Below are 23577 nucleotides of genomic sequence, written 5' to 3' on the forward strand. Positions count from 1 at the left end.
TTATGGTTAGTTTATAATTAATTTTTTGGTTGCTATTTTGTTAGAACTATTACCCATTCTAACAAAATAAACACCCGATTTTAATCCGGTTATAGAGAAAACTTTTGTTTTTATGATGCTTTTAGAAAATTCTTTTACTTTTTTTCCTGTAATATCATAAATACTAAGACTTTGTATATCTTTTGAAACTGAAAAAGCGTGTGTAGTTGGATTTGGGTAAATTCTTAGACCATTTTCAGCTAAAACACCATCTGTAGAAAGTGTTGCTTTTTGATTACCGAAAATTCTGAATTCTCCTGGTTGTAACGTAATACTGTTGGCAGCATAGGTTGTATTCCCTGAAGGATCCATTAAATCTACCCAATCTCCAGAAATAGGAAAATTGGTATCCATGTTTTGAGCAACAACATCAAAATTAGCTAAAACAACCACGTTTCTTAGTTCCGTTTCAGGAATATTGGTATTATAAATATCTATTCTAGGTGTTAAAGTACCTGAAGTAATGGTGTAATCACCTTCAAAAACAGGTAAAGAAGTTTTCAGTAAATTTATTCTAGCCCAATCATCATAAATTATTTTTCTATTGGCGTTTGTTAGCCAATTATTTGCCCACTGAGGTTGTGGTTTTGTTGCTAATTTACAATCACCATCAGTTCCTCCAGGTTCGTTTACAGTTCCATTATCACAAGTAAAAATAGAATTTTGCATCCCTAAATCTCCAAAATGCCAAATCATTTTTGGCCCAGGAATTGTTAAAGTAACTGCGCCTAAAGCTGACATTCTTGATAAAGCTGTATTTAAATCTCTTACATTATGAGAAGTTGTTGAGTTGTTTCCAAACTCTAAGTTTTTATACATTAAACGTTCCTCATCGTGGCTTTCTGCATATCCTAAAAGTCTAGGTTGATTAAAACCTCTACTTTTATGCCCCATTCTGTTAAAGTTTTTATTACCAGAGGTACCCATTGTGAGTTCATTATACTCATTTGTCATTTTACCCCATAACATTATTCCATCTTTGTAATTTGCCCATTGCTGTTCTTCATTATCAGAACCTAAATGTTCAAAAATTACATAGTGATCATTGTCTAAACTCCAAGAATAATCTGCGTAAGATTTTAAAACATCAACTCTATCTTGCTGATAAGCATTTGTACAACCTTCATCACTACCAGAACAGTTTTGTGTAAACCCTTTGGTTAAATCCCAACGAAAACCATCGATTTTAAAATCTTCAATCCAATGTTTAATAACACGTTTTGAATATTCTTGTGTTAAACTACTTTGGTGATTAAAATCTGAACCTACATTGTAACTATGTCTAGAAAACTCATTAAAATAAGGATTATCTGCACTTGGTTCTCCCCAACCATCATTATCAGCATCATTCATCCACATTCTAACCATTGGGTTTCTACCAAATGCGTGATTTAAAACAACGTCAAGAATAACTGCAATTCCGTTTTGATGGCATAGATCTATAAACTCTTTTAATTTATTTTCTGTACCATAGAATTTGTCTAAAGCCAAATGAAATGAGGTATTGTATCCCCAACTTTCATTACCTTCAAATTCCATAACTGGCATAAGGTGTATGGCATTGATGTTTAATCCTTTGAAATAGTCGATTTTATCAATTAAGTCTTGATAATTTCTGTCTTCGTCAAAATCTCTAACTAATACTTCATAAACAATTAAGTCTTCTTTTTTAGGTTTTTGAAAGTCGGTAACTTGCCAGTTATACTCAGTTTGACCTGTTTGTAAAACAGTTACTTCTCTTTCTTGACCAGAAGGATACGTTGGCATATTTGGGTAGGTATCTTCTGAAATCCAAGGGTCATCAAAAGGCGATAAAACTAAAGTAGAAAATGGATCAGCAGTTTTTACCAAGTTTGGTGAATTTGTTGCTGGAGATTGATCAAAAACCCAATATTGATAGGTTTCGATTTGGCCAGCTGTTAAGTTTGATATTTCTAACCAAAACTTACCACTTGCTGGGTCTTTTTTCATATTGTAAGCGTCAGTAGGGGTATAGTTGTTAAAACTACCTGCAACTTGTACAAAGTCTTTGCCAGGTGCATTTAAAACTAAAATGGCTTTTGTATCATCAGAAACATAATTAATACCGTCTTCCATACCAGAAGGCATGGTTTCATTAGCAACATTAGGTACAACAACAACGTTAAATTTAGCATCGCCAGTTTCTGTAGAATTTGGTGGTGTACCCACTATTTTTACAACTCCACTTTCTGTAATATTAGGTATGGTTGCATTACATGAAGGAAAACCACAGGTTGCAGTGGCAACAGATACATCATTATAAAAAACCTCTATGTTACCTTGAACTGTGGTTGAAGATTGAAAAACAATTTCTGCGCTAACATTTAAATTATCACCAGAATTTACAACAACTAAATCTGTTGTAGGATTTGTAATATTTACTTGTACAGCACCAATAGGAAAAATGAAATCTTCACAAGATCCACCATTGTTTCTTTTTAGCTCTTGACTACCATCTTCATTTCTAAAAACCATTCCTATTTGGGTGGCAGTATCAATTTGAGTTTGTGTTAAGGTAAAGTAGTTTTGAGGGGTTATGGTGATGCTGTAAGTTCCATTTCCATTCGCAGTCATTTCTCCAACACCATCATCTTGGCCCCAATTACCAATTACATTAAAACCAAATGCATTAGCATTGTTTCCAATACCAGCGTGCATGTATACTTTATTAGGATTTGATAATCCGTTACAACTGCTAGTAGCAGTAATATCTACAGTAATAGTTACAGGTTCGTTCATTTCAATTGCACTAACATCAAAAGTAACTTGAGCTATAGAAGCAAAAGAAATGAGTACTATATAAATTGAAAGTAATTTTTTTATCATAGGTTTATGTTTAAAAAAAGGCCATAGAAATTTCTATGACCTTTTTAGTGAAACTTTATTATTGTAAAGTAATGATTCTATTAACCGTGTCGATTGTTAAAGTATACGTTCCTGGAGTGCCAATAAATCTTACATTATTGTCACCATCTAGCGCATCTTCAAAATTAGCATCAATAGTATAACCTTCACCTACATAGTAAGGAAAGTTAAAACTAGGAGAACCCCATTCTAATGTAGCATCTGTAAAGAATCTAAACGCATCATTAGCAAAAGTTACTTGACCAGAATACACACCAGCACCAGTACAAGGTAATGCAACAGGAGAATCCCAACCCCAACCAGCATCAGGTACACCAGCACCAACTAACCAAAGTTGATCCAATTCGCATAATTTAATAGGATCGCTTAATGTGATTGTTTTGTTTACATCATCTATTGTTAAACCATAGTCACCAGGAGTTCCTGTAAACCTAAAGTTGCTATCTCCATCACCTGCATTTTCTAACCTAGAGTCTATAGTGTAGCCTTCATTTTCGTAATAAGGATAGTTGAAGCTTGTAGAAGACCACTGAGTAACTGCATCTGTAAAGAATCTAAAAGCATCGTTTTTTAAGTTGATATTACCTTCGTAAACACCAGTTCCTGTACATGAAATTTGTACTGGATTATCCCAGTTCCAGCCATTTGCACCAGCACCAACTACCCAAAGTTGGTCGTAATTACAATTTGGTCCTACCACTGCAGGGCCTAAGGTAATGGTTTCGTTTTCTGTATCAATTTCTAAGAAATACTCACCAGCTGTACCTGTAAATAAGAAGTTGTTGTCACCATCCATAGCATCTTCAAAATTACTATCTATGGTATAACCTCTATCTGAAAAATAAGGGAAATTGAAACTAGGAGAACTCCAAGTTAATGTAGCGTCTGTAAAAAATCTGAAGTTACCACCATTGTCTGGAGATAAATTAATGTTTCCGGACCATTTTTTACCTTGTAACACAAGTTCTACAGGAGAATCCCATCCCCAGCCAGCATCAACTGCACCAGCGCCAACTACATAAAGTATTGGGGCTAAAGCTACATCATAAGGAGTTATAGATAAAGTAATATTTGCTGAAGTTCTAAACAAATCACCAGCAGCAGTTTCTGCGATTGCTACAATTCTAAAATCATAGTCTTTTGCATTGGCAGCAACACCATTGTTGTCTAACACAAAGGTATTTAATTCTCCATGAGTTAAGTCTAAGCTGTTATCATCTGTTTCTCCTAACACAAACGGAGTTGCAAAATTGGTTCCTGATTCTGCAGCTTCTAATCGATAGCTAACTGGTACAGTAGATGATGCTGTAATTTCTGGATCATTCCAAGTAATGGTTACCGCAACTAAATCTGGATCAACATCAGAAAGTGTAAAGGCATCACCACTTGTAGGACTTGTAATACTAGGAAGTTGTACCGCATATTTAGATACCTGAAACAAAATAGTATTTGATATTTCAGACCCTGTATTTAACCTCATGTAAACAGCAGTTGCAGAAAAAGATTTAATATCTTGATTGTCTAAAACTTGATTAAAGTTTGCAACCGTCATAGAAAAGTTAGTTAAATCTGTAGAACCTAATGAAATTGGATTTTCAAATTCTGACGTTGTTGCCATTTCTATGGTATATGTTGCGCCTGTATTTATTTCATCAACCCAATTTATAGTAAATGCAGGGTTGTCTGGTACTTCAAAATTTAAGAAAATAGTACTAATTCCAGGTGTGTTTAAAACAAACTCTGGGTCTGGAGTAACGATAGTTAAACTTTCTTCTACATCACAAGAGCCTAAAACCAAGGTTAATGATAGAATTAAGTAACTAATTTTTTTAAAATATTTTTTCATTTTATCTTTTGTTTTAGGTGATCTTATAAGTTCAATGGAATTAAAATATAACGTCCTGTTAAGTCGTTAAACCAAACATCATAATCATCTTCTACAATAACAGGTATAGTGCCTCCACCATCAGTAGCAACACCAGAGAAAGCTGTTTCGCTTCCCCATTTTGCGCCTGAATCTGTAACAAATTCTATAGCTCCTGGTGTTAGTTTTACACTATTGGCATACCAAAGATGGCCATCAAAAGCCATTTGATTCATAGAAACATTTGCAGTACTTGAACCTTGAATTGTTAGTGAATTTGGACTTGTAATACCAGCAGCGCTAAAAGGAACTAAGGAATAGGTGTTTGAAGCAAAATTTATCATAAAGGTATAATATCCAGTACTTGATACACCAAATCTTCCAGGATCTCCAGATTGTGTACCTGGGTTACCTGCAACACTTCCACTGTTTGCTGGGTCATCACTACCTTCATCTCTAGAATCTCCCCATTGAGGTTGCCATAATCCTTTGCTTTCTAAAATTTTGAATCTTCCTTCATTATAATCTCCATTGTCATTTTTTATTAAACCCGTATAATAGAATACATTGCTATCTTCTTGGTCTCTAAACAAAGGTGGATTTTGATTGTTATTATTCCAACCAGGAGCTACGCCATTACCTACTAAAAAGTAATCATCAAAAGTATAATTAAAGTATGGGTATACATTAACTTGAATAGCGTTTGAAGCAGCACTTTCACTATTTCTTGTACCTAAAGACGATACAATTCTAATATAGATTGGTTTTAATTCAAAAGGATTTAAACCTGCATCACCAGCAGCAGCGTTTACTTCTGCAACAGATAAAGTTATTGCAGTTTCACCAGTGGTGGTTGCTGCAGTTGTTGGGTTGGTAAATGCATCATCACTAGAAAACTCAATAGCATAGTTAATTGCAGCTTGTTGCCCATAACTAGCGTCTTGCCAGTTAAGATTAAGAGCAGGATTGTTAGTGTTTACAGGATCTAAAGTTAACTCTGTAAAACTTAAATTTGCCAGTACAGGTGCTGTTGGATTTGATGTGGTTGTAAATAATTCAGAATCATCATCACATGCATTAAACATCAATAAGAACAAACCTATGATTGATATTGCTGAAAATCTTTTTATATTTTTTTTCATTTCTAAATATTTTTTATGTTTAATACCCGTCATTTTGAGTTAAGTTTGGGTTTGACGATAAACTTGCAGACGGTATTGGATACAATCTTCTTGTTGTAGGAATAGAAATACCATTGCTTCCATTACCTTTCCAAGCCCAGTTGTAAGAACCTCCTGTAAATTTTCCAAAACGAATTAAATCTTGTCTTCTATGTGCTTCCCAGTGTAACTCTCTTGCTCTTTCATCTAAAATAAAATCTAAGTTTAAGTCGGCAAGCGTTAAATTATTTTGAGGATTATTAGCTCTAGATCGAATTGCGTTAATATAGTTTACAGCATCTACAGGATCTGCGCCAGCACCTCCTCTAAGGTGAGCTTCTATATACATTAAGTATACATCTGCCAATCTAAACAAAGGAAAATCTGTATCTGCAAATGTTAACCCCACATCAGAGCCAGGCGCCCCAGTTGATGTTAGATTAGAATATTTTGCTAAAATGTAACCTTGGTCTTGATCAGAAATGTCTGTAATTTCTTTACTTCTTCCTTGAGAAATAATTGTGTTTCTGGCATCGTTATTAAAAATGCTTGGTTCAAATAACTCAACAAATTGTTTTCTTAATCTTATTGCTCCTCCCCAACCAGCAGGGCTTACTCCTAAAGATTCTCCATTACCTTCTATGCTTCCAACAGAGCCGTTTATCATTACTGTAGTAGGACCATAGTTTTGAGTGTAAATACCATCAGAAATTAATGGAAAAATAATTTCATTTGCTGCTGAATTGGTATCGTTATCTGCCATAAAGTTGTGTAAATAATTAGAGGCAAGTGTAAAACCACCTCCAATAATTTTTTTACAATAATCAATACATTCTGTGTACTTAGCTTCACCTATATATACTTCTGCATTTAAATAAATCTTAGATAAAATCATCCAAGCTACTGCTTGGTCTGCTCTACCATGCTCATTTGTTCTTGGTGCAGGTAAATCAGCTTCAATAGCTTTTAATTCAGTTTCAACATAGTCAAATAGTTGTTGTCTATTGTAAGCGGCAGGAGGAGCGTTGATAGCATCTTCTTCTGTTGTAAAATTAGCTTGACCAAATAAATCCATCATATAATAATATGACATTGCTCTTAACAAACGCGCTTCAGCTCTAAATTGCTTTACTTCTGCTTTTGTTGCATCAGACACATTTCTTTCAGCTAACTTAGCCTCTGTAGTTTCTCTTAAAAAATTATTTGCAAACGCTATGGTTACGTGAGTTCTACCATACATTCCTAAAAGAATAGGGTCTGCTTCGTTCCAAATATTACGTTGTATTTCACGAGTTCCAGGGTCATTTTCATACGACCAAATCATTTGGTCTGCAGATAATGTTTGTAGGTATAATAAAACCCTACCAAATTGGCTAGTACCAGCATCTAAACCTTGTATGTTTGATGATCCTGCACCATCTACACCTGTTAAGGATAGGTTGCCATATACACCAGCCAATAGTCTTTTGTATGAGGTTTCATCTGAAAAGAAATCTTCACCTAATAAATCTTGGTCGTCTTGTGGTGTAATGTCTAAATCTTTTGTACAAGAAGATAAAGCAACAACCATAACCAAAATAAAGACTGCTATTTTTTCTATTTTTAATATTTTTTTCATTATAAAATCTTTATGAATTAAAATTTAATGTTAGCACCTAACAAAAACACTCTTGGTCTTGGGTAGTTTTCGTTGTCTATACCATTGCTACCCAATTCAGGATCTAAACCAGAGTAGTTTGTTAGCAAAAACACATTTTGCATACCAGCCCAAAAACGAATGCTATTTGAAGCAAATTTTTTGATTGGTCTATCTAAAGTGTATCCTAAAGTGATATTATCCATTCTTAAGAAAGAAGCATTTTCTAAATAAATATCTGATCGAATAACATTAGCTGTTGTATTAAAGTTTGTGTTTAATACAGATGTTGGTACATTACCTAAAACAGCGTTATCTCTTAATAAATCGTATTGTGCTAAAGCTGAATTTACGTTATTGTACAAATAATTACCTACGCTTGCTCTTAAGTTAAAAGCTAAATCAAAGCTTTTGTAATTAAAGTTCGATTGAAAACCAAACGTTAGGTTTGCTTGTGGATCTTCTTTTAAATATCTATCAGAGTCATTAGTAATTCCATCTCCATTTAAATCTGCATAGGCACCTTCAATTGGGTTTCCATTACTGTCGTATAATTGTTTGTAAACGTAAAACGAGTTTGGTGCAAAACCTTCTCTATGCAATTGAATAAAGTTTCCTGTACCTCCTGCAATTCCACCTTGAGTAATGTCTTGTCCTAAAGCCAATTCTTTAATTTCTCTACCTATATAAGTAGTGTTAAAGTTAACATTCCAACTAAAATCTTCTGTTTTTAAAACATCTGCATTTACGGCAAATTCTACACCATTAACCTGTAAATCTCCAATATTTTGTAAAACTCTGTTTGTAAAATTAGTACCATCTGCAACTGGCGCTTCAGATAATAAATCTGTCGAGTTTTTTTGAAAAACGTTTAAAGAACCTGTAATTTTATTATCAAATAAACCATAATCTACACCTAATTCTACAGTTGCTGTTTTTTCCCATCTTAAGTTACTTCTTGCAGAAGGTATGGTTGATAATATTGGGTTACCGCCAAAAATGTATTGAGAATCTTGATTTCCAAAACGATATCTATCTAAATATAAATCTCCAGCAATACCTTCAGATTGTCCGTTAACACCATAAGATGCGCGTAATTTTAAATCAGAAATAACCTCGTTATCTTTTAAGAAATCTTCGTCACTAACTCTCCAAGCCAAAGCAGCTCCCCCAAAGTTACCCCATCTATTTTCTGGGCCAAATCTAGAAGTACCATCTCTTCTATAGTTTAAAGTAAGTAAATACTTTTCATTAAAAGTTACATTAGCTCTTGCTAAGATACCAATGAGCACTGTTGGTGTACCTGCGCTAAAATTAGGAAAGCTATTAGGATCTCTTCTGTTTCCTGTGCTTCTTCCAAAACCTTCAAAAGATTGATAATCGTACCCAAGAGTTACGTCTGTTTTAAATTTACCAAATGTATTGATATAATTTAAATAGGTTTTAAAGTTTTCATTTGTACCTTCTCCATAACTCTCAGAATCATTACCCATAATGCTATTATTGGTAGGAACATTTAGAGAGGTAATATCTGTGTTGGTTGATTCAGACTTATCAAAACCAGCAGATACAGTAACTGTAAGTTCTGGTAAAAAATGCAATTTATAGTCTAATTTTAAATTACCAAATTGTCTAAATCTGCTTCCTCTACTTTCATTTTGTAACAAGCTAGCAACAGGGTTTTGAGTACCATTTGCTATTTGACCATTACCATCTAAATGTTGATAAAAGCCATCGTAAGGAGAGCTTGAGTCGTATACAGGTTGAGTTGGGTCGTATCTTAACGCAGCGTTAATAGCGCCTGCATTTCCATATCTTTCATTAATAAAGTTTCTGTTGTAGTTTAAGCTTACTTTTAAATGATCATCAAAAAATGAAGGGTTCATAGAAAGTGAAACTGTATTTCTTTCAAATTGAGACGTTAAGATATTTCCTTCAACATCAGAAAAGTTTACTGAAAGTCTTGTAGGTATAAATCCTAAAATTTGACCACGAACACTTAAGTTATGAAAAGTAGAAACCGATTTTTGTAAAACTTCGTCTTGCCAATTTGTATTTGCACTACCTAATAAACCAACGTCACCAGGTCTTCTTTGGTTTACAATTTGTCTGTAAGCATCAGCGTCAAAAACACTAATTCTATCTTTTATTTCTCCAAAATTTACCTGATAATCGTAATCTAAAGAATATTCAGTTCTACCTTTCTTTGTTGTAATTATAATTACACCATTTGCACCTCTAGCACCATAAATAGCAGTAGCAGATGCATCTTTTAATACAGAAAAAGATTCAATATCATTTGGGTTAATACTATTTAAGTCAACACCAGAAAGAGGCAAACCATTAATAACAATTAAAGGATCATTAGAGGCATTTAAAGAAGAACCACCACGAATTCTTATTTCAGAACCAGAACCTGGTGCACCACTAGTTGTAATATTTACACCCGCAACTCTACCACTTATTAGATTTTCAGCAGTTACAATATTTCCTTTTGTCATGTCTTTAGCTGTAATTGCCTCAATAGATCCGGTTGCATCTTTTACAGTAGTAGTACCATAACCAACCACAACTATTTCATCCAATTGCTCCGCAGATTCTTCTAAAAGAACAGTAAGATTAAAGTTAGATGTAATAGTGATTTCTTTATCAGCAAAACCCAAATACCTAAAAACTAAAATATCTCCAGTAGTTATTCTTTCTAAAGAGAAATTTCCATCAAAGTCGGTCTGAGTACCTCTAGTAGTACCTTTTACGACAACACTAACTCCAGGTAAAAATTCTCCTGAAGATTTTTCTTTTACGACACCTTTTACCGTTTGTTGAGCAAACATTGTAAAAGATGAAGTAAAAAGAATTCCAATTAATAATAATTTAAAATTTTTCATGTATAATTTGTTAAATAATAACTGTAAATTTGATTTTGTTTAACAATAAATTTATATTCCACCTAGTAAAGATATAGTGTATCGCTGTAATTTCAATATTCAAAAAGTTACGAAATCGGTTTCGTGTTAACAACTTTTTTTGGAAAATTATTATTATATTAACACAAAATAACGTTAAAAATTATCTTTTAATAAAAAATGAAACAAAAAATTACCATAAAAACAATTGCTAAAGAGTTGGGGGTTTCTACATCAACAGTGTCTAAAGCTTTAAAAGATAGTCACGAGATAAGTATTGAAACCAAAAAAAAGATACAAGCCTATGCCAATCTTTACAACTACAAGCCTAATCATTTGGCACTACAATTACGTAATCAAAAAACCAAAGTAATAGGGGTTATTTTACCAAAAATAGTACATCACTTTTTCTCCACAGTTATAATGGGTATTGAAGATGGAGCTAACACAAAAGGGTATAATATAATGGTTTGTTTTTCTAATGAATCTTATAAAAAAGAGGTAGAAACTTTAAAGGTGTTATCAAATGGTAGTGTAGATGGTATAATTGTTTCTATAGCTAGTGAAACCCTTGAAAATAAGGATTTTAATCATTTTGAAGGTTTGGTGTCTGAAGAAATCCCTTTAGTGCTTTTTGACAGGGTTGTTGATGAGGTTTTGTGTGATAAGGTAGTTGTTGATGATGTAGGAGCTGGTTATAAAGCAACCAAATACTTATTAGATAATGGAAGAAAAAAAATAGCTTTAATAACCACGCCTAAACATGTAAATGTAGGTGCATTAAGAAGACAGGGTTACGAAAAAGCCTTGATAGAAGCATATATTAAAACCAATGAAGATATTGTGGTAGAAATTGATGAAGATGCAGATATTAAATCGCAAATAGAAACTGTTTTTAAAGAAGATATTGATGCTGTTTTTGCTGTAAACGAAATTTATGCAGCCAATACTATGAGAGTAGCTAAAGAAAAAGGATTAAAAATTCCTGAAGACTTTTCTGTTATTGGTTTTACAGATGGATTGATTTCAGAATATTCCTCTCCGTCAATTACAACCATAGCACAACATGGATTTACTATGGGAAGACAAGCAGTAGAATTGTTAATAGAAAGAATCGAAAAAGAGTCTGAAAACTTCAAGCCAAAAAAGATTGTAATTTCAAGTGATTTAAAGATTAGAGAATCAACAAAGTCTTTAATTTAGATGTTGATTTAATCGTGTTATTTTTACGAAACCGTTTTCGTTATAATTATCATTTTTTTAACTTTCACGAAACCGTCGTCGTAATTTTACTGTCTTTTTTTTATCGATATCATAAAATTTAAATATATTTGTTGTCATATTAAGGTTTATCAATAAGTTTTATTCCACACTTTTAAACAATTGATAAGTCGATGTACTTATCGTAATATTAATTAACAATATTCGATAATGGAAAAGCGTAAATTAAGCTTCTGGCAAATCTGGAACATGAGTTTTGGGTTTCTGGGAATACAATTTGGATTCGCCCTTCAAGGTGGATTTATGTCAAGAATTTTTCAAACTCTAGGAGCAGGTAAAGATGATATACCCTTACTCTGGATTGCTGCTCCATTAACAGGTCTGCTTGTTCAACCTATTATTGGTTATATGAGTGATAGAACTTGGAGCTCAAAATGGGGTAGAAGAAGACCTTACTTTTTAATAGGTGCAATTTTAAGTTCGTTAGCTCTATTTTTTGTACCTCATTCTCCTGCTTTGTGGGTTGCAGCTGGATTTCTATGGATTTTAGACGCGTCCATTAACGTTTCTATGGAGCCTTTTAGAGCTTTGGTTGCAGACAAATTACCAAAGTCTCAACGTTCGTATGGTTTTGTAGTACAAACATTAATTATTGGTATTGGAACCTGGGTGGCAAGTAATTTACCTTGGATGGTTTCACAATTAGGAGTAAGTAACGAAGCTGCTTCTGGTGTTGTACCAATGTCTGTAAAAGTCGCTTTTGCTATTGGTGCATTTGTTTTTTTAGCAAGTATTTTATATACCGTTTTTACTACTGATGAATATCCTCCTGAGGATATGGAAGAGTTTGAAAAAGAAAAAGCAAAGAAAAATAATTTCATTCCCGACATTCTGAATAATATTGGAAGTATGCCAACTACTATGAAAAAATTGGGGATAATTCAATTTTTTTCATGGTTTGCTTTTTTTACAATGTGGAGTTTAGCTAATCCAGCATTAACAGAACATGTTTTTGGTACACCTGCTCCAGTAGAATCAGCTTATAACATGACTGATACAGTTGAAGCAGAGGCTTTTAATATTGCGAATACTAAATTTCAAGAATCTTCGAATTCAGTAGGTTCAGCAATGGGAGTTTATGGTTTGTCATCTATGGCTTTTGCTTTGTTATTAACATTATACACTGCTAAAAGAAATATTAATAGAAAATACGTGCATTTATTTTCTTTAATTTTAGGTGGAGTTGGGTTTTTGTCTATGAATTATGCATCCCCAGATACTCTAAAGTATTGCTTTGTATTAATAGGTTTTGCTTGGGGTAGTATATTATCTATGCCATACGCAATGTTATCTAGTTCAGTTGACCCCAAAAAAATGGGAGTAATTATGGGTATTTTCAATATGTTTATTGTAATCCCACAGATTATTGCAGCTTTAGGAGGAATCAATTATGTATCTAACTTATTAGGAGACGAAGCTATAAATGCAATGACTGTTGCAGGTGTTAGTTTGGTAATTGCGGGTTTATGTAATCTGTTAATCACCAACAACAATGCTATTCGTTATCAAGAAGAAAATTAAAGATTAAAATGAAAAAAGGATTTATATTCGATTTAGATGGTGTTATCGTAGATACTGCCAAATATCATTATTTAGCTTGGAAAAAATTAGCTAACCAATTAGGTTTCGAATTTACTGAAGAACAAAACGAACTTTTTAAAGGTGTGAGTAGAAAACGCTGTTTAGAAATTTTATTAGAAATCGGTAAAAGAGAAGCAACACAAGAAGAATTTGATAAATGGATGATTGACAAAAATGTCGATTATTTAGAATTTATAAGAAATATGGATGCATCAGAAATACTACCTGATGTACCAAAAATATTAGAATATTTAAAAGAAAATAACATACCAATTGCTTTAGGTTCTGCAAGTAAAAATGCAAAACCCATTTTAGAAAAAGTAGGTTTGTTACCTTATTTTGATGCAATTGTAGATGGTAATCACGTTACCAAAGCAAAACCAAATCCAGAAGTATTTTTATTAGCTGCACAGCAGTTAGGGGTAAATGCTAATGATTGTGTGGTTTTTGAAGATGCAGTTGCAGGTATACAAGCAGCCAATGCTGCAAAAATGATAAGTATTGGTATTGGAGATAAAAATGTGCTTTCTGAAGCGCAATTCAATTTTAATGATTTTACAGAAATCAGTACTCGTTTTATAAAAGATTTAATAGAAAATTAAGATGAATCAAGTTTATATACAACCAAATGAGTGGTCAATTCTAGAAGAAGGATTTGATACACAAATGGTAAAATCTTCAGAAAGTTTGTTCAGTATTGGTAATGGAGCCATGGGACAACGTGCCAATTTTGAAGAAGAATATACAGGCCCAACTTTTCAAGGAAGTTATATTGCAGGGGTTTATTATCCTGATAAAACTCGTGTAGGATGGTGGAAAAACGGATATCCAGAATATTTTGCAAAAGTTTTAAATGCACCAAACTGGATAGGAATTAACGTGTTAATTAACAATGAAAAATTAGATTTATATACCTGTAAAGAAGTTGTAAACTTTAAAAGAGAGCTCAACATGCAAGAGGGTTGGTTGTCAAGAAGTTTTGAAGCTGTTTTACAAAATGATGTAAAAATTAAAGTAGAAACCAAACGTTTTTTAAGTTTAGATTTAGATGAAGTTGGTGCCATTTCTTACAATATTACTCCTTTAAGTAATGATGTAAGCATCACTTATATTCCTTATTTAGATGCAGGTATTACCAATGAAGATACCAATTGGGATGACCAATTTTGGGATGTTTTGGGAGTTTCTCAAGACAATCATCAGTCTTTTATAGAAGCAAGAACCATGAAAACACATTTTTATACGTGTACTTTTATGGAGTCTAAAATATTTATTGATGGTAATGAAATTACAACGAATAGCGCAAATGAGCAATCAAGTAATTTTATAGCTAATAAATATCAACAAGAAATTAAAAAAGATCAAACCTATTCCATTCATAAATTTGGTGGATATGTTGTAGATCGAAATCACGATAAAAACGAATTGGTTGCTGCAGCAAAAACAGCTTTAGAGAAAGCTGTAAGTTTCGGTTTCGATGCTTTATTGGCCATGCAAAAAGAAGCTTGGGCAAAAATCTGGAGCATGTCAGACATCACCATAGAAGGTGATGTAAAAGCACAACAAGGTATTCGTTTTAATATTTTTCAGTTAAATCAGACCTATTTAGGTACAGATGCTTCTTTAAATATCGGTCCAAAAGGATTTACAGGAGAAAAATACGGAGGAAGTACGTATTGGGATACAGAAGCGTATTGTATTCCTTTTTATATGGCCACTAAAGATCAATCTGTAGCAAGAACTTTGTTAGAATACAGATACAAACATTTAGAGAAAGCTATTGAAAATGCTGAGAAATTAGGATTTACAAACGGAGCAGCATTGTATCCAATGGTTACCATGAATGGTGAAGAATGTCATAATGAATGGGAAATTACTTTCGAAGAAATTCATAGAAATGGTGCTATTGCTTTTGCCATTTATAATTACCATCGTTTTACGGAAGATTATTCTTACATCCCAGAAAAAGGTTTGGAAGTTTTAATCGGAATTGCACGTTTTTGGCATCAAAGAGTCAACTTTTCTACAGATAAAAATAAGTTTGTAATGTTAGGCGTAACTGGACCAAATGAATATGAGAATAACATCAACAATAATTTTTATACCAACTATATTGCAAAATGGTGTATCAATTACGCTTTAGAAAATATTGACATTGTTAAAAGCGATTTCACTGCTGATTATAGCAGAATTAAAGAAAAAGTAGCTTTTACAGATGAGGAATTGGCTTCTTGGAAAAATGTTGCAGACAATATGTATTTTCCATATTCAGAAAAGCACAATGTGTATTTGCAACAAGATGGTTTTTTAGACAAAGAATTAATTACTGTTGCAGATTTAGATCAAAGCCAAAGACCTATCAACCAGAAATGGAGTTGGGACAGAATTTTACGTTCGCCTTACATAAAACAAGCGGATACTTTGCAAGGTTTTTACATGTTCGAAGATCATTTTACAACAGAAGAATTAGAGCGTCATTTCGATTTTTACGAGCCATTTACTGTACACGAAAGTTCGCTTTCGCCTTGTGTGCATAGTATTCAAGCTGCAAAATTAGATAGAATGGAGCAAGCGTATACCTTCTATTTAAGAACCTCTCGTTTAGATTTAGATGATTACAATCACGAAGTAGAAGAAGGTTTACACATTACTTCTATGGCAGGAACTTGGATGAGTATTGTTGAAGGTTTTGGAGGAATGAGAATAGTAAATAACACACTTTCTTTTGCGCCAAAAATTCCTGAAGGATGGAATTCTTATTCGTTTAAAGTGAATTTTAGACAGCAAGTAATTACGGTAAACGTAAGTCAGAATGATACAAAATTTAAACTAGAAGGTACTAAAGCCATTGACATTTTAGTAAACGGAGAAACAGTAACTGTAACACCAAATTAATTTATTTTAGTAGAAATCATGAAACATTTCAGAAACATTTTTTTAGCAGTATTTACATTCATTTTAATTTCTTGTAACACTACAGAAACTCAAAAATATGTTTCTGAAGTTTCGGTTTCTAATTCGTTTTTAGAACGAGTAGAACCTTTGCATTGGTGGGTAAATATGAAAAATACTTCGCTGCAATTGTTGGTAAAAGAAACCAATATTGGGCAAGCAACACCCACAATTTCTTATGATGGTGTAACTTTAAAAAAAGTAAACAAAGCAAAGAGCAACAATTATTTATTTTTAGATTTAACTATAGATCCAAATACAAAACCAGGTAAATTCGACATCGTTTTTACTTTTGATGATCAAACAAAAAAAACACATACTTACGAGTTAAAACAACGTGAAAAAAAGGCTGAAGATTATGTTGGTTTTAATAATACTGATGCCATTTATCTAATTACTCCAGATCGTTTTGCAAATGCTGATGAAAGCAATGATGTTAACAAAAACTTGAATGAAACTGTTATAGACAGAACAGATAATTACAAACGTCATGGAGGAGATTTACAAGGAATTACCAATAACCTCGATTATATTTCAGATTTAGGTTTTACTACAGTTTGGCCAACTCCTGTGTTAGAAAATAACATGCACGAAGGTTCTTATCATGGTTATGCAATTACAGATTATTACAAAGTAGATCCTCGTTTTGGAAATTTATCTGACTATAAAAATTTAGCAGATGAATTGCGAAAAAAAGGAATGAAATTAATCATGGATCAGGTTGCAAATCATTGTGGTTTAGAGCACTGGTGGATGAAAGATTTGCCTTTTGAAGATTGGGTAAATCATCAAAAAAACTATGAAGACAATATTGAGAATTGGGATTATAAAACCAATATCAACTCAAATCATAGAAGAACTACAAATCAAGATTTGTATGCTTCAGAAGCCGATAGAAAAGGAAATAATGAAGGTTGGTTTGTGGCAACAATGCCAGATTTAAATCAGCGAAATCCATTTATGGCAAACTATATCATTCAAAATTCGATTTGGTGGATAGAAACTTTGGGTTTAGGAGGCATTCGTCAAGACACTTATCCTTATCCTGACAAAGATTTTATGGCAAATTGGGCAGGAGCAATTATGAATGAATATCCAAATTTTTCAATTGTTGGCGAAGAATGGAGCTACAATCCTTTATTGGTGGGTTATTGGCAAAAAGGGGCTAAAAACAAAGATGGTTACGAATCGAATCTAAAATCTACGATGGATTTCCCAATGGAAAAAGCAATTATAGACGGAATTAACGAAGAAGAATCTTGGGACAAAGGTTTGGTAAAATTATACGAAGGTTTGGCAAATGATTTTCATTATGCTTCTCCAAAAGACATCATGATTTTCTTAGACAATCATGACAAAAGTAGGTTATATACAGAAGTAAAAGAAGATGTAGCAAATGCAAAAATGGCATTAGGTTATATGTTGCTATTACCTAGAATTCCGCAAATTTATTACGGAACAGAAATTTTAATGGATGATACTGCAAATCCTGGAGATCATGGATTAATAAGAACAGATTTTCCTGGTGGTTGGCAAGGTGATCAAGTAAATGCTTTTACAAGTTTAGGTTTGTCTGATGATCAAAAATCGATGCAAGATTTTGTGAAAATCGTTCTAAATTATAGAAAAAATAGCAAGGCAATTCAAGAAGGAAAAACAATTCATTTTGCACCTTTTATGGGAACTTATTTTCTGTTTAGAGTTTTAAATGATGAGGTTGTAGTGCATATCATCAATAAAAATGACAAACCAATTAGTATCGATTTAAAACGTTTTAAAGAAGTTGGTTTAGAAGGTAAAACTTTAAAAAATATCATTACAGGTGAAGCTTTTTTATGGAAAGATGCTATTGAGCTGTCAGAAAAAGGAAGCGTAATTTTAAGTACAAAAAATAATTAATTTACAAGACCTTTTATGTTTTTAAAACCTGAAAGGTTTATATTTTTTAATCATGAAAAAAATACTCATCTTACTAGCAATCACAATTTGTATTTCTTGTCATAAAACTGAAAAAGATAAAAAGCAAGAATCATCAAAATCAGCAATAAAAGCACACGAATTATCAACAACAACTTTAGCTGCAGGAAAATTAATAAGAGTAGATTCTTTTACAAGTCAATTTATAAAACCAAGACCAGTTGATGTTTGGTTGCCAGAAAGCTATTCCGAAGAAAAAAAATATGCAGTTTTATACATGCATGATGGCCAAATGTTATTTGATGAAACCACCACTTGGAACAAACAAGAATGGAAGATAGATGAAGTGGCTTCAAAATTAATGAAAAATGGAGTTACCAAAGATTTTATTGTAGTGGCAATTCATAATATTGCTGAAATTAGATGGCTAGATTTGTATCCAGAAAAAGCAATGAATTTTCTAACCCAAAAAGAGTTAGAACTCGTAAAAAGTTTTTCGAATAATGATGTGGAATTGTCAGATTTAAAAGGAGATGAATACCTGAAATTTTTAGTTGAAGAACTTAAACCTTATATCGATAAAAATTATGCTGTTTTTACCAATAAAGAAAACACTTTTGTGGCAGGTTCTTCTATGGGCGGCTTAATGTCTATGTATGCAATTACCCAATATCCAGCCATTTTTCAAGGCGCTGCATGTATTTCTACACATTGGGTGGGTGCACAACCTGTAGAAAATAATCCATTACCAAAATCAATATTTACCTATTTAGAAAAGAATGTACCAGATGCAAAAACACATAAAATTTATTTTGATTATGGAAACAAAACTTTAGATCAATTTTATCCACAATATGCACCAAAAGTGGATGCTATTTTTCTAAATAATGGGTACACTTCAGAAAATTATAAGAATTTATTTTTTGAAGGCACCAATCATTCAGAAATTTCTTGGCAACAAAGAATAGACATTCCATTGACTTTTTTATTAAAAAAATAAACTATAAATCCTGCAAGATTTTTAAAACCTTGTAGGTATCAATCATATGAAAAAATATATAATCCCTTTCTTATTTCTTTTTCTAGTCAATTTTACAATTGCACAAAATCCCAATAGAGTATATAAATCTCATAATGAGGAGGATGGTGTTTTCACAGTAGTTACAAATGATGGTACCTATAAATTTCATTTTTATACAGATGCTATTGTTGAAACAACTTTTATCCCACTAAATGAAAAAGTAAATAAAAAAAGCCATGCAGTTATTTTAGAACAAAAACCAATTAAAACAACGTATAAATATAGTGGAAATATAATTTCATTTTCCAGTGAATCTATCTCTATTGACATTACTACAGAACCTTTTCAAATTTCATATTCTGATAAGAATAATAATTTGATTACCTCAGAAAAACAAGGGTATTACAAATCCAAACACATTCCTTTAGATTTGGTTAGTGGAAATATTGTTGCAGATGAAACCGAAAAAATCGAGTTCAATTTAACCAATGATGAGATTTTATATGGAACAGGAGCAAGAGCTTTAGGGATGAACAGAAGAGGAAACAGATTGCCTTTGTACAACCGAGCACATTATGGTTATGAAACAAAATCTGAGTTGATGAATTTTACAATTCCGTTAGTGATTTCATCAAAAAAATACATGATTCATTTTGATAATGCTCCAATTGGATATTTAGATTTAGACAGTAAAAAAGACAATACGTTAACTTACGAAACCATTTCTGGAAGTAAAACCTATCAAATTATTGTTGGTGATTCTTGGCAAGATTTAATCGAAAATTATACCAATTTAACAGGAAAACAACCTTTACCACCAAGATGGACATTAGGTAATTTTTCGAGTAGATTTGGATATCATTCTCAACAAGAAACAGAAGCTACAATAGCAAAATTTCAAGAAGAAAAGATTCCTGTAGATGCAGTAATTTTAGATTTGTATTGGTTTGGAAAAACAGTACAAGGAACCATGGGGAATTTAAAAGTGGATAAAGATTCTTTCCCAGATATGAAAGGGATGATTGCTCGTTTAAAAGACAAAGGCGTAAAAACAGTATTAATTACTGAGCCATTTATTTTATCGAATTCTAAAAAATGGAAAGAAGCAGATCAAAAAGGAATTTTGGCTAAAGACAGCATTGGCAATTCAGCAAAATATGATTTCTATTTTGGTAACACTAGCATTGTTGATATCTACAAAAAAGAAGGAAAAGATTGGTTCTGGAATATTTATAAAGAGATTCTAAACCTAGGTGCAAAAGGACTTTGGGGAGATTTAGGAGAACCAGAAGTATTGCCTTCGTGGGTTACTTTTAACCAAAATCTAAAAGCAGATGAAATCCATAATTTGTATGGTCATGATTGGGCAAAATTAATTTTTGAAGGTTATCAAAAAGAATATCCAACAGAAAGACCTTTTATTTTAATGCGAGCAGGAGCTGCTGGTTCACAACGATTTGGAATGATTCCTTGGTCTGGAGATGTCAATAGAACTTGGGGAGGTTTGCAATCGCAACCAGAAATTGCCTTACAAATGGGAATGCAAGGTTTGGGTTATATGCACTCAGATTTAGGCGGATTTGCAGGTGCAAATTTAGATGATAATTTATACACTCGCTGGTTGCAATATGGCGTTTTTCAGCCAATTTTTAGACCTCATGCACAAGAAGATGTGGCAAGTGAACCTGTTTTTAGAAGTGATAAAGCTAAGAGATTAGCTAAAAAATCTATAGAATTACGCTACAAATTATTGCCTTATAATTACAACTTGGCGTTCGAAAATAATCAAAAAGGAATGCCTTTAATGCGTCCTATTTTCTTTGAAGAAGAAGATGCAAATTTAATGACAAATTCAACGACTTATTTATGGGGAAAAGATTTTTTAATCACACCTATTTTAAAAGATTCAGTAGAAACAAAAGCAATTTATTTTCCGAAAACTGCCAATTGGATTGATTTTTATACGGATGAAAAAATTGAAGGAGGACAAACAAAAAGTGTTCAAGTTCAAGAAAATTCCATTCCTACTTATGTAAGAGAAGGCGCATTTATTTTAATGACGAATCTAGTGCAAAGTACAGACAAGTACAAAGCAGATGAATTAGAAGTTCATTATTATTACCATAGTTCAAAACAAGAAACCGAAAGAACGTTTTATAATGATGACGGTTTAACAGCCAATGCCTTTGAAAAAGACGCTTTTGAAATTTTAGAATTTGAAGCAGAGTTTGATAAAAAGTATCTAGAAATAGATTTTGAAGCTGAATTTGGAGAAAACTGGAATCCGTCAGAAAAAGAAATTAAATTGATTGTTCATAACATTCATCACAACCCTAAAAAAATAAAAGTAAATGGAAAAAGAACACGAATTTCATCAAAAGAAAACACGCTTACAATTCCGTTAAAATGGAATCCTAAAAAAGAATTAAAAATTAAAATATCCTTAAAATAAATCAATTATGAAAAAAATACATTCGTATGCATTAGCTGTAATTTTATCAATTGTAATTGGTTGTACATCCGAAAAAGTATCAGATAAAAAAATGAAAAATCCTAGTGTAAAGAAAAAAGCAGTGGTTTATCAGGTTTTTACGCGTTTGTTTGGAAATACAAACACCACCAATAAACCTTGGGGAACCATTGAAGAAAATGGCGTTGGTAAGTTCAATGATTTTACAGATAAAGCTTTGTCAGAAATTAAAGATTTAGGAGTTACGCATATTTGGTATACAGGTGTGCCACATCATGATGTAATTCGTGATTATACAAAATATGGCATTTCTAATGATGATCCTGATGTGGTTAAAGGTAGAGCAGGATCTCCTTACGCTGTAAAAGATTACTACAATGTAAATCCGGATTTGGCTGTAATTGTAGAAAATAGATTAGAAGAATTTGAAGCTTTAATAGCGCGTTCTCATAAAAACGGATTGAAAGTAATTATAGATATTGTACCTAATCACGTGGCCAGAAATTACAAAAGTCTGTCTAATCCAGAAGGAGTTAAAGATTTTGGAGCAGAAGATGATACTTCTGTGGTTTATGATGTAGATAATAATTTTTATTACAATCCTGAGAAACCTTTCCAAGTTCCAGAATTTTTAAATGATTATGCACCTTTGGGTGGAGAAAATCATCCTTTATCTGATGGAATGTTTGATGAAAATCCATCCAAATGGACAGGAAATGGAGCAAGATCTGTAAAGCCAAATTTTTACGATTGGTACGAAACTGTAAAAGTGAATTATGGAATATCACCAGAAGGTAAAAAAGATTTTTCTGATTTACCAGAAGGTGCAGAAAACCTAGATTACAAAAAACATTTTGAATTTTGGCAAGATAAAAAAATACCCAATTCTTGGATTAAATTCAGAGACATTGCCTTGTATTGGTTAGACAAAGGTGTGGATGGTTTTCGTTTTGACATGGCAGAAATGGTGCCAGTTGAGTTTTGGAGTTTTATGAACTCATCTATTAAAATGAAAAATCCGGATGCATTTTTATTGGCAGAAGTATATCAACCGCATTTATACAGAGATTATATTAAAAAAGGAAAAATGGATTATTTATACGACAAAGTTCAGTTGTATGATACCCTTAAAAACATCATGCAAGGTCGTGGTTCTACAGATCATATTGCGCCAATTCAAGACGATTTAAAAGATATAGAACATCACATGTTGCATTTTTTAGAAAATCATGATGAGCAAAGAATTGCAAGTCCAGAATTTGCAGGCAATGCATTAAAAGCCAAACCAGCCATGGTAGTTTCTGCCACTATTTCTACAGCACCAACCATGATATATTTTGGTCAAGAATTTGGAGAAGATGGTTCTGAAAATGCTGGTTTTGGAACGCCTTCTAGAACATCTATTTTCGATTATGTTGGAGTGCCATCTCTACAAAGATGGGTCAACAACAAGCAATTTGATGGTGGGCAATCTACCCAAGAAGAATTGTACTTGAGAGATTTTTACAAAAGATTGCTAAACTTTACATTACAAAGTGACGCATTGATGGGCGAATACCAAGACATACATCATCATAACAGATATAACACAGAATGGTACAATGATAAAGTAGTGTCTTTTGTACGTTATAAAGGTGATGAAAAATTGATTATTGTCGCTAATTTTAATGCAGAAAACACCTATGGTTTCGAGTTGAGTTTACCAGGTGATATCATTACAAAATGGAATTTAAAGGATGGTGAATATCAATTAAAAGACCAATTGTATAACGAATATTCATCAACTTTAAAAGTAGAAAACAATCAAGCAAAAGTTAGGATAGATATAAAACCTTTGGAATCTTTTATTTTAAAACTTCAATAA

13 protein-coding genes are annotated in these 23577 nt (G+C 32.5%); 8 read left to right on the top strand and 5 right to left on the bottom strand.

Annotation, left to right across the window (positions count from 1 at the left end; genetic code table 11):
* Positions 1 to 6 precede the first annotated feature (6 nt).
* Genes ACW9UN_RS01845 through ACW9UN_RS01865 form a run of 5 tightly spaced genes read right to left on the bottom strand, consistent with a single transcriptional unit; the run spans position 7 to position 10473 of the window.
* Entirely contained in the window at positions 7 to 2886 is a 2880-nt protein-coding gene (locus ACW9UN_RS01845; RefSeq protein ID WP_459483360.1) for an alpha-amylase family glycosyl hydrolase, read from the bottom strand.
* Between the two features lie 58 nt (positions 2887 to 2944).
* Positions 2945 to 4771 carry a SusE domain-containing protein gene (locus tag ACW9UN_RS01850; protein WP_459483362.1) on the bottom strand — a complete coding sequence of 609 codons (1827 nt, stop codon included), beginning with the start codon at positions 4769 to 4771 and terminating at the stop codon, positions 2945 to 2947.
* 23 nt (positions 4772 to 4794) lie between these two features.
* Positions 4795 to 5931, bottom strand: a complete 1137-nt coding sequence (locus tag ACW9UN_RS01855) for a SusE domain-containing protein (protein WP_459483364.1) — start codon at positions 5929 to 5931, stop codon at positions 4795 to 4797.
* A 19-nt stretch (positions 5932 to 5950) separates the two neighbouring features.
* Complete coding sequence (locus tag ACW9UN_RS01860) at positions 5951 to 7567, bottom strand: RagB/SusD family nutrient uptake outer membrane protein (protein WP_459483366.1); 1617 nt, start codon at positions 7565 to 7567, stop codon at positions 5951 to 5953.
* Between the two features lie 17 nt (positions 7568 to 7584).
* Positions 7585 to 10473 (bottom strand): SusC/RagA family TonB-linked outer membrane protein, encoded by a 2889-nt coding sequence (locus ACW9UN_RS01865; protein WP_459483368.1) that lies wholly within the window; start codon positions 10471 to 10473, stop codon positions 7585 to 7587.
* Positions 10474 to 10671: 198 nt separating this feature from the next.
* On the opposite strand from ACW9UN_RS01865, the gene ACW9UN_RS01870 reads away from it, so the two are divergent.
* The 8 genes from ACW9UN_RS01870 to ACW9UN_RS01905 all read left to right on the top strand — a co-directional run bounded on the left by ACW9UN_RS01870 (position 10672) and on the right by ACW9UN_RS01905 (position 23577).
* Entirely contained in the window at positions 10672 to 11694 is a 1023-nt protein-coding gene (locus ACW9UN_RS01870; protein ID WP_459483370.1) for a LacI family DNA-binding transcriptional regulator, read from the top strand.
* A gap of 228 nt (positions 11695 to 11922) precedes the next feature.
* Positions 11923 to 13293: an MFS transporter gene (locus ACW9UN_RS01875; protein WP_459483372.1), complete on the top strand. Its 1371-nt coding sequence runs from the start codon at positions 11923 to 11925 to the stop codon at positions 13291 to 13293.
* An 8-nt stretch (positions 13294 to 13301) separates the two neighbouring features.
* Complete coding sequence (gene pgmB / locus ACW9UN_RS01880; protein WP_459483374.1) at positions 13302 to 13955, top strand: beta-phosphoglucomutase; 654 nt, start codon at positions 13302 to 13304, stop codon at positions 13953 to 13955.
* A 1-nt stretch (position 13956) separates the two neighbouring features.
* A complete protein-coding gene (gene mdxK / locus ACW9UN_RS01885) occupies positions 13957 to 16248 on the top strand; it encodes a maltose phosphorylase MdxK (RefSeq protein WP_459483376.1) in 2292 nt (763 codons plus the stop codon).
* 18 nt (positions 16249 to 16266) lie between these two features.
* Complete coding sequence (locus tag ACW9UN_RS01890) at positions 16267 to 18204, top strand: glycoside hydrolase family 13 protein (protein ID WP_459483377.1); 1938 nt, start codon at positions 16267 to 16269, stop codon at positions 18202 to 18204.
* A gap of 52 nt (positions 18205 to 18256) precedes the next feature.
* Entirely contained in the window at positions 18257 to 19222 is a 966-nt protein-coding gene (locus ACW9UN_RS01895) for an alpha/beta hydrolase (protein ID WP_459483378.1), read from the top strand.
* A gap of 46 nt (positions 19223 to 19268) precedes the next feature.
* Positions 19269 to 21695, top strand: coding sequence for a TIM-barrel domain-containing protein (locus ACW9UN_RS01900; RefSeq protein WP_459483380.1), 2427 nt, complete (start codon positions 19269 to 19271; stop codon positions 21693 to 21695).
* 7 nt (positions 21696 to 21702) lie between these two features.
* Positions 21703 to 23577: an alpha-amylase family glycosyl hydrolase gene (locus ACW9UN_RS01905; RefSeq protein ID WP_459483382.1), complete on the top strand. Its 1875-nt coding sequence runs from the start codon at positions 21703 to 21705 to the stop codon at positions 23575 to 23577.

Source organism: Polaribacter litoreus, from assembly GCF_054584775.1.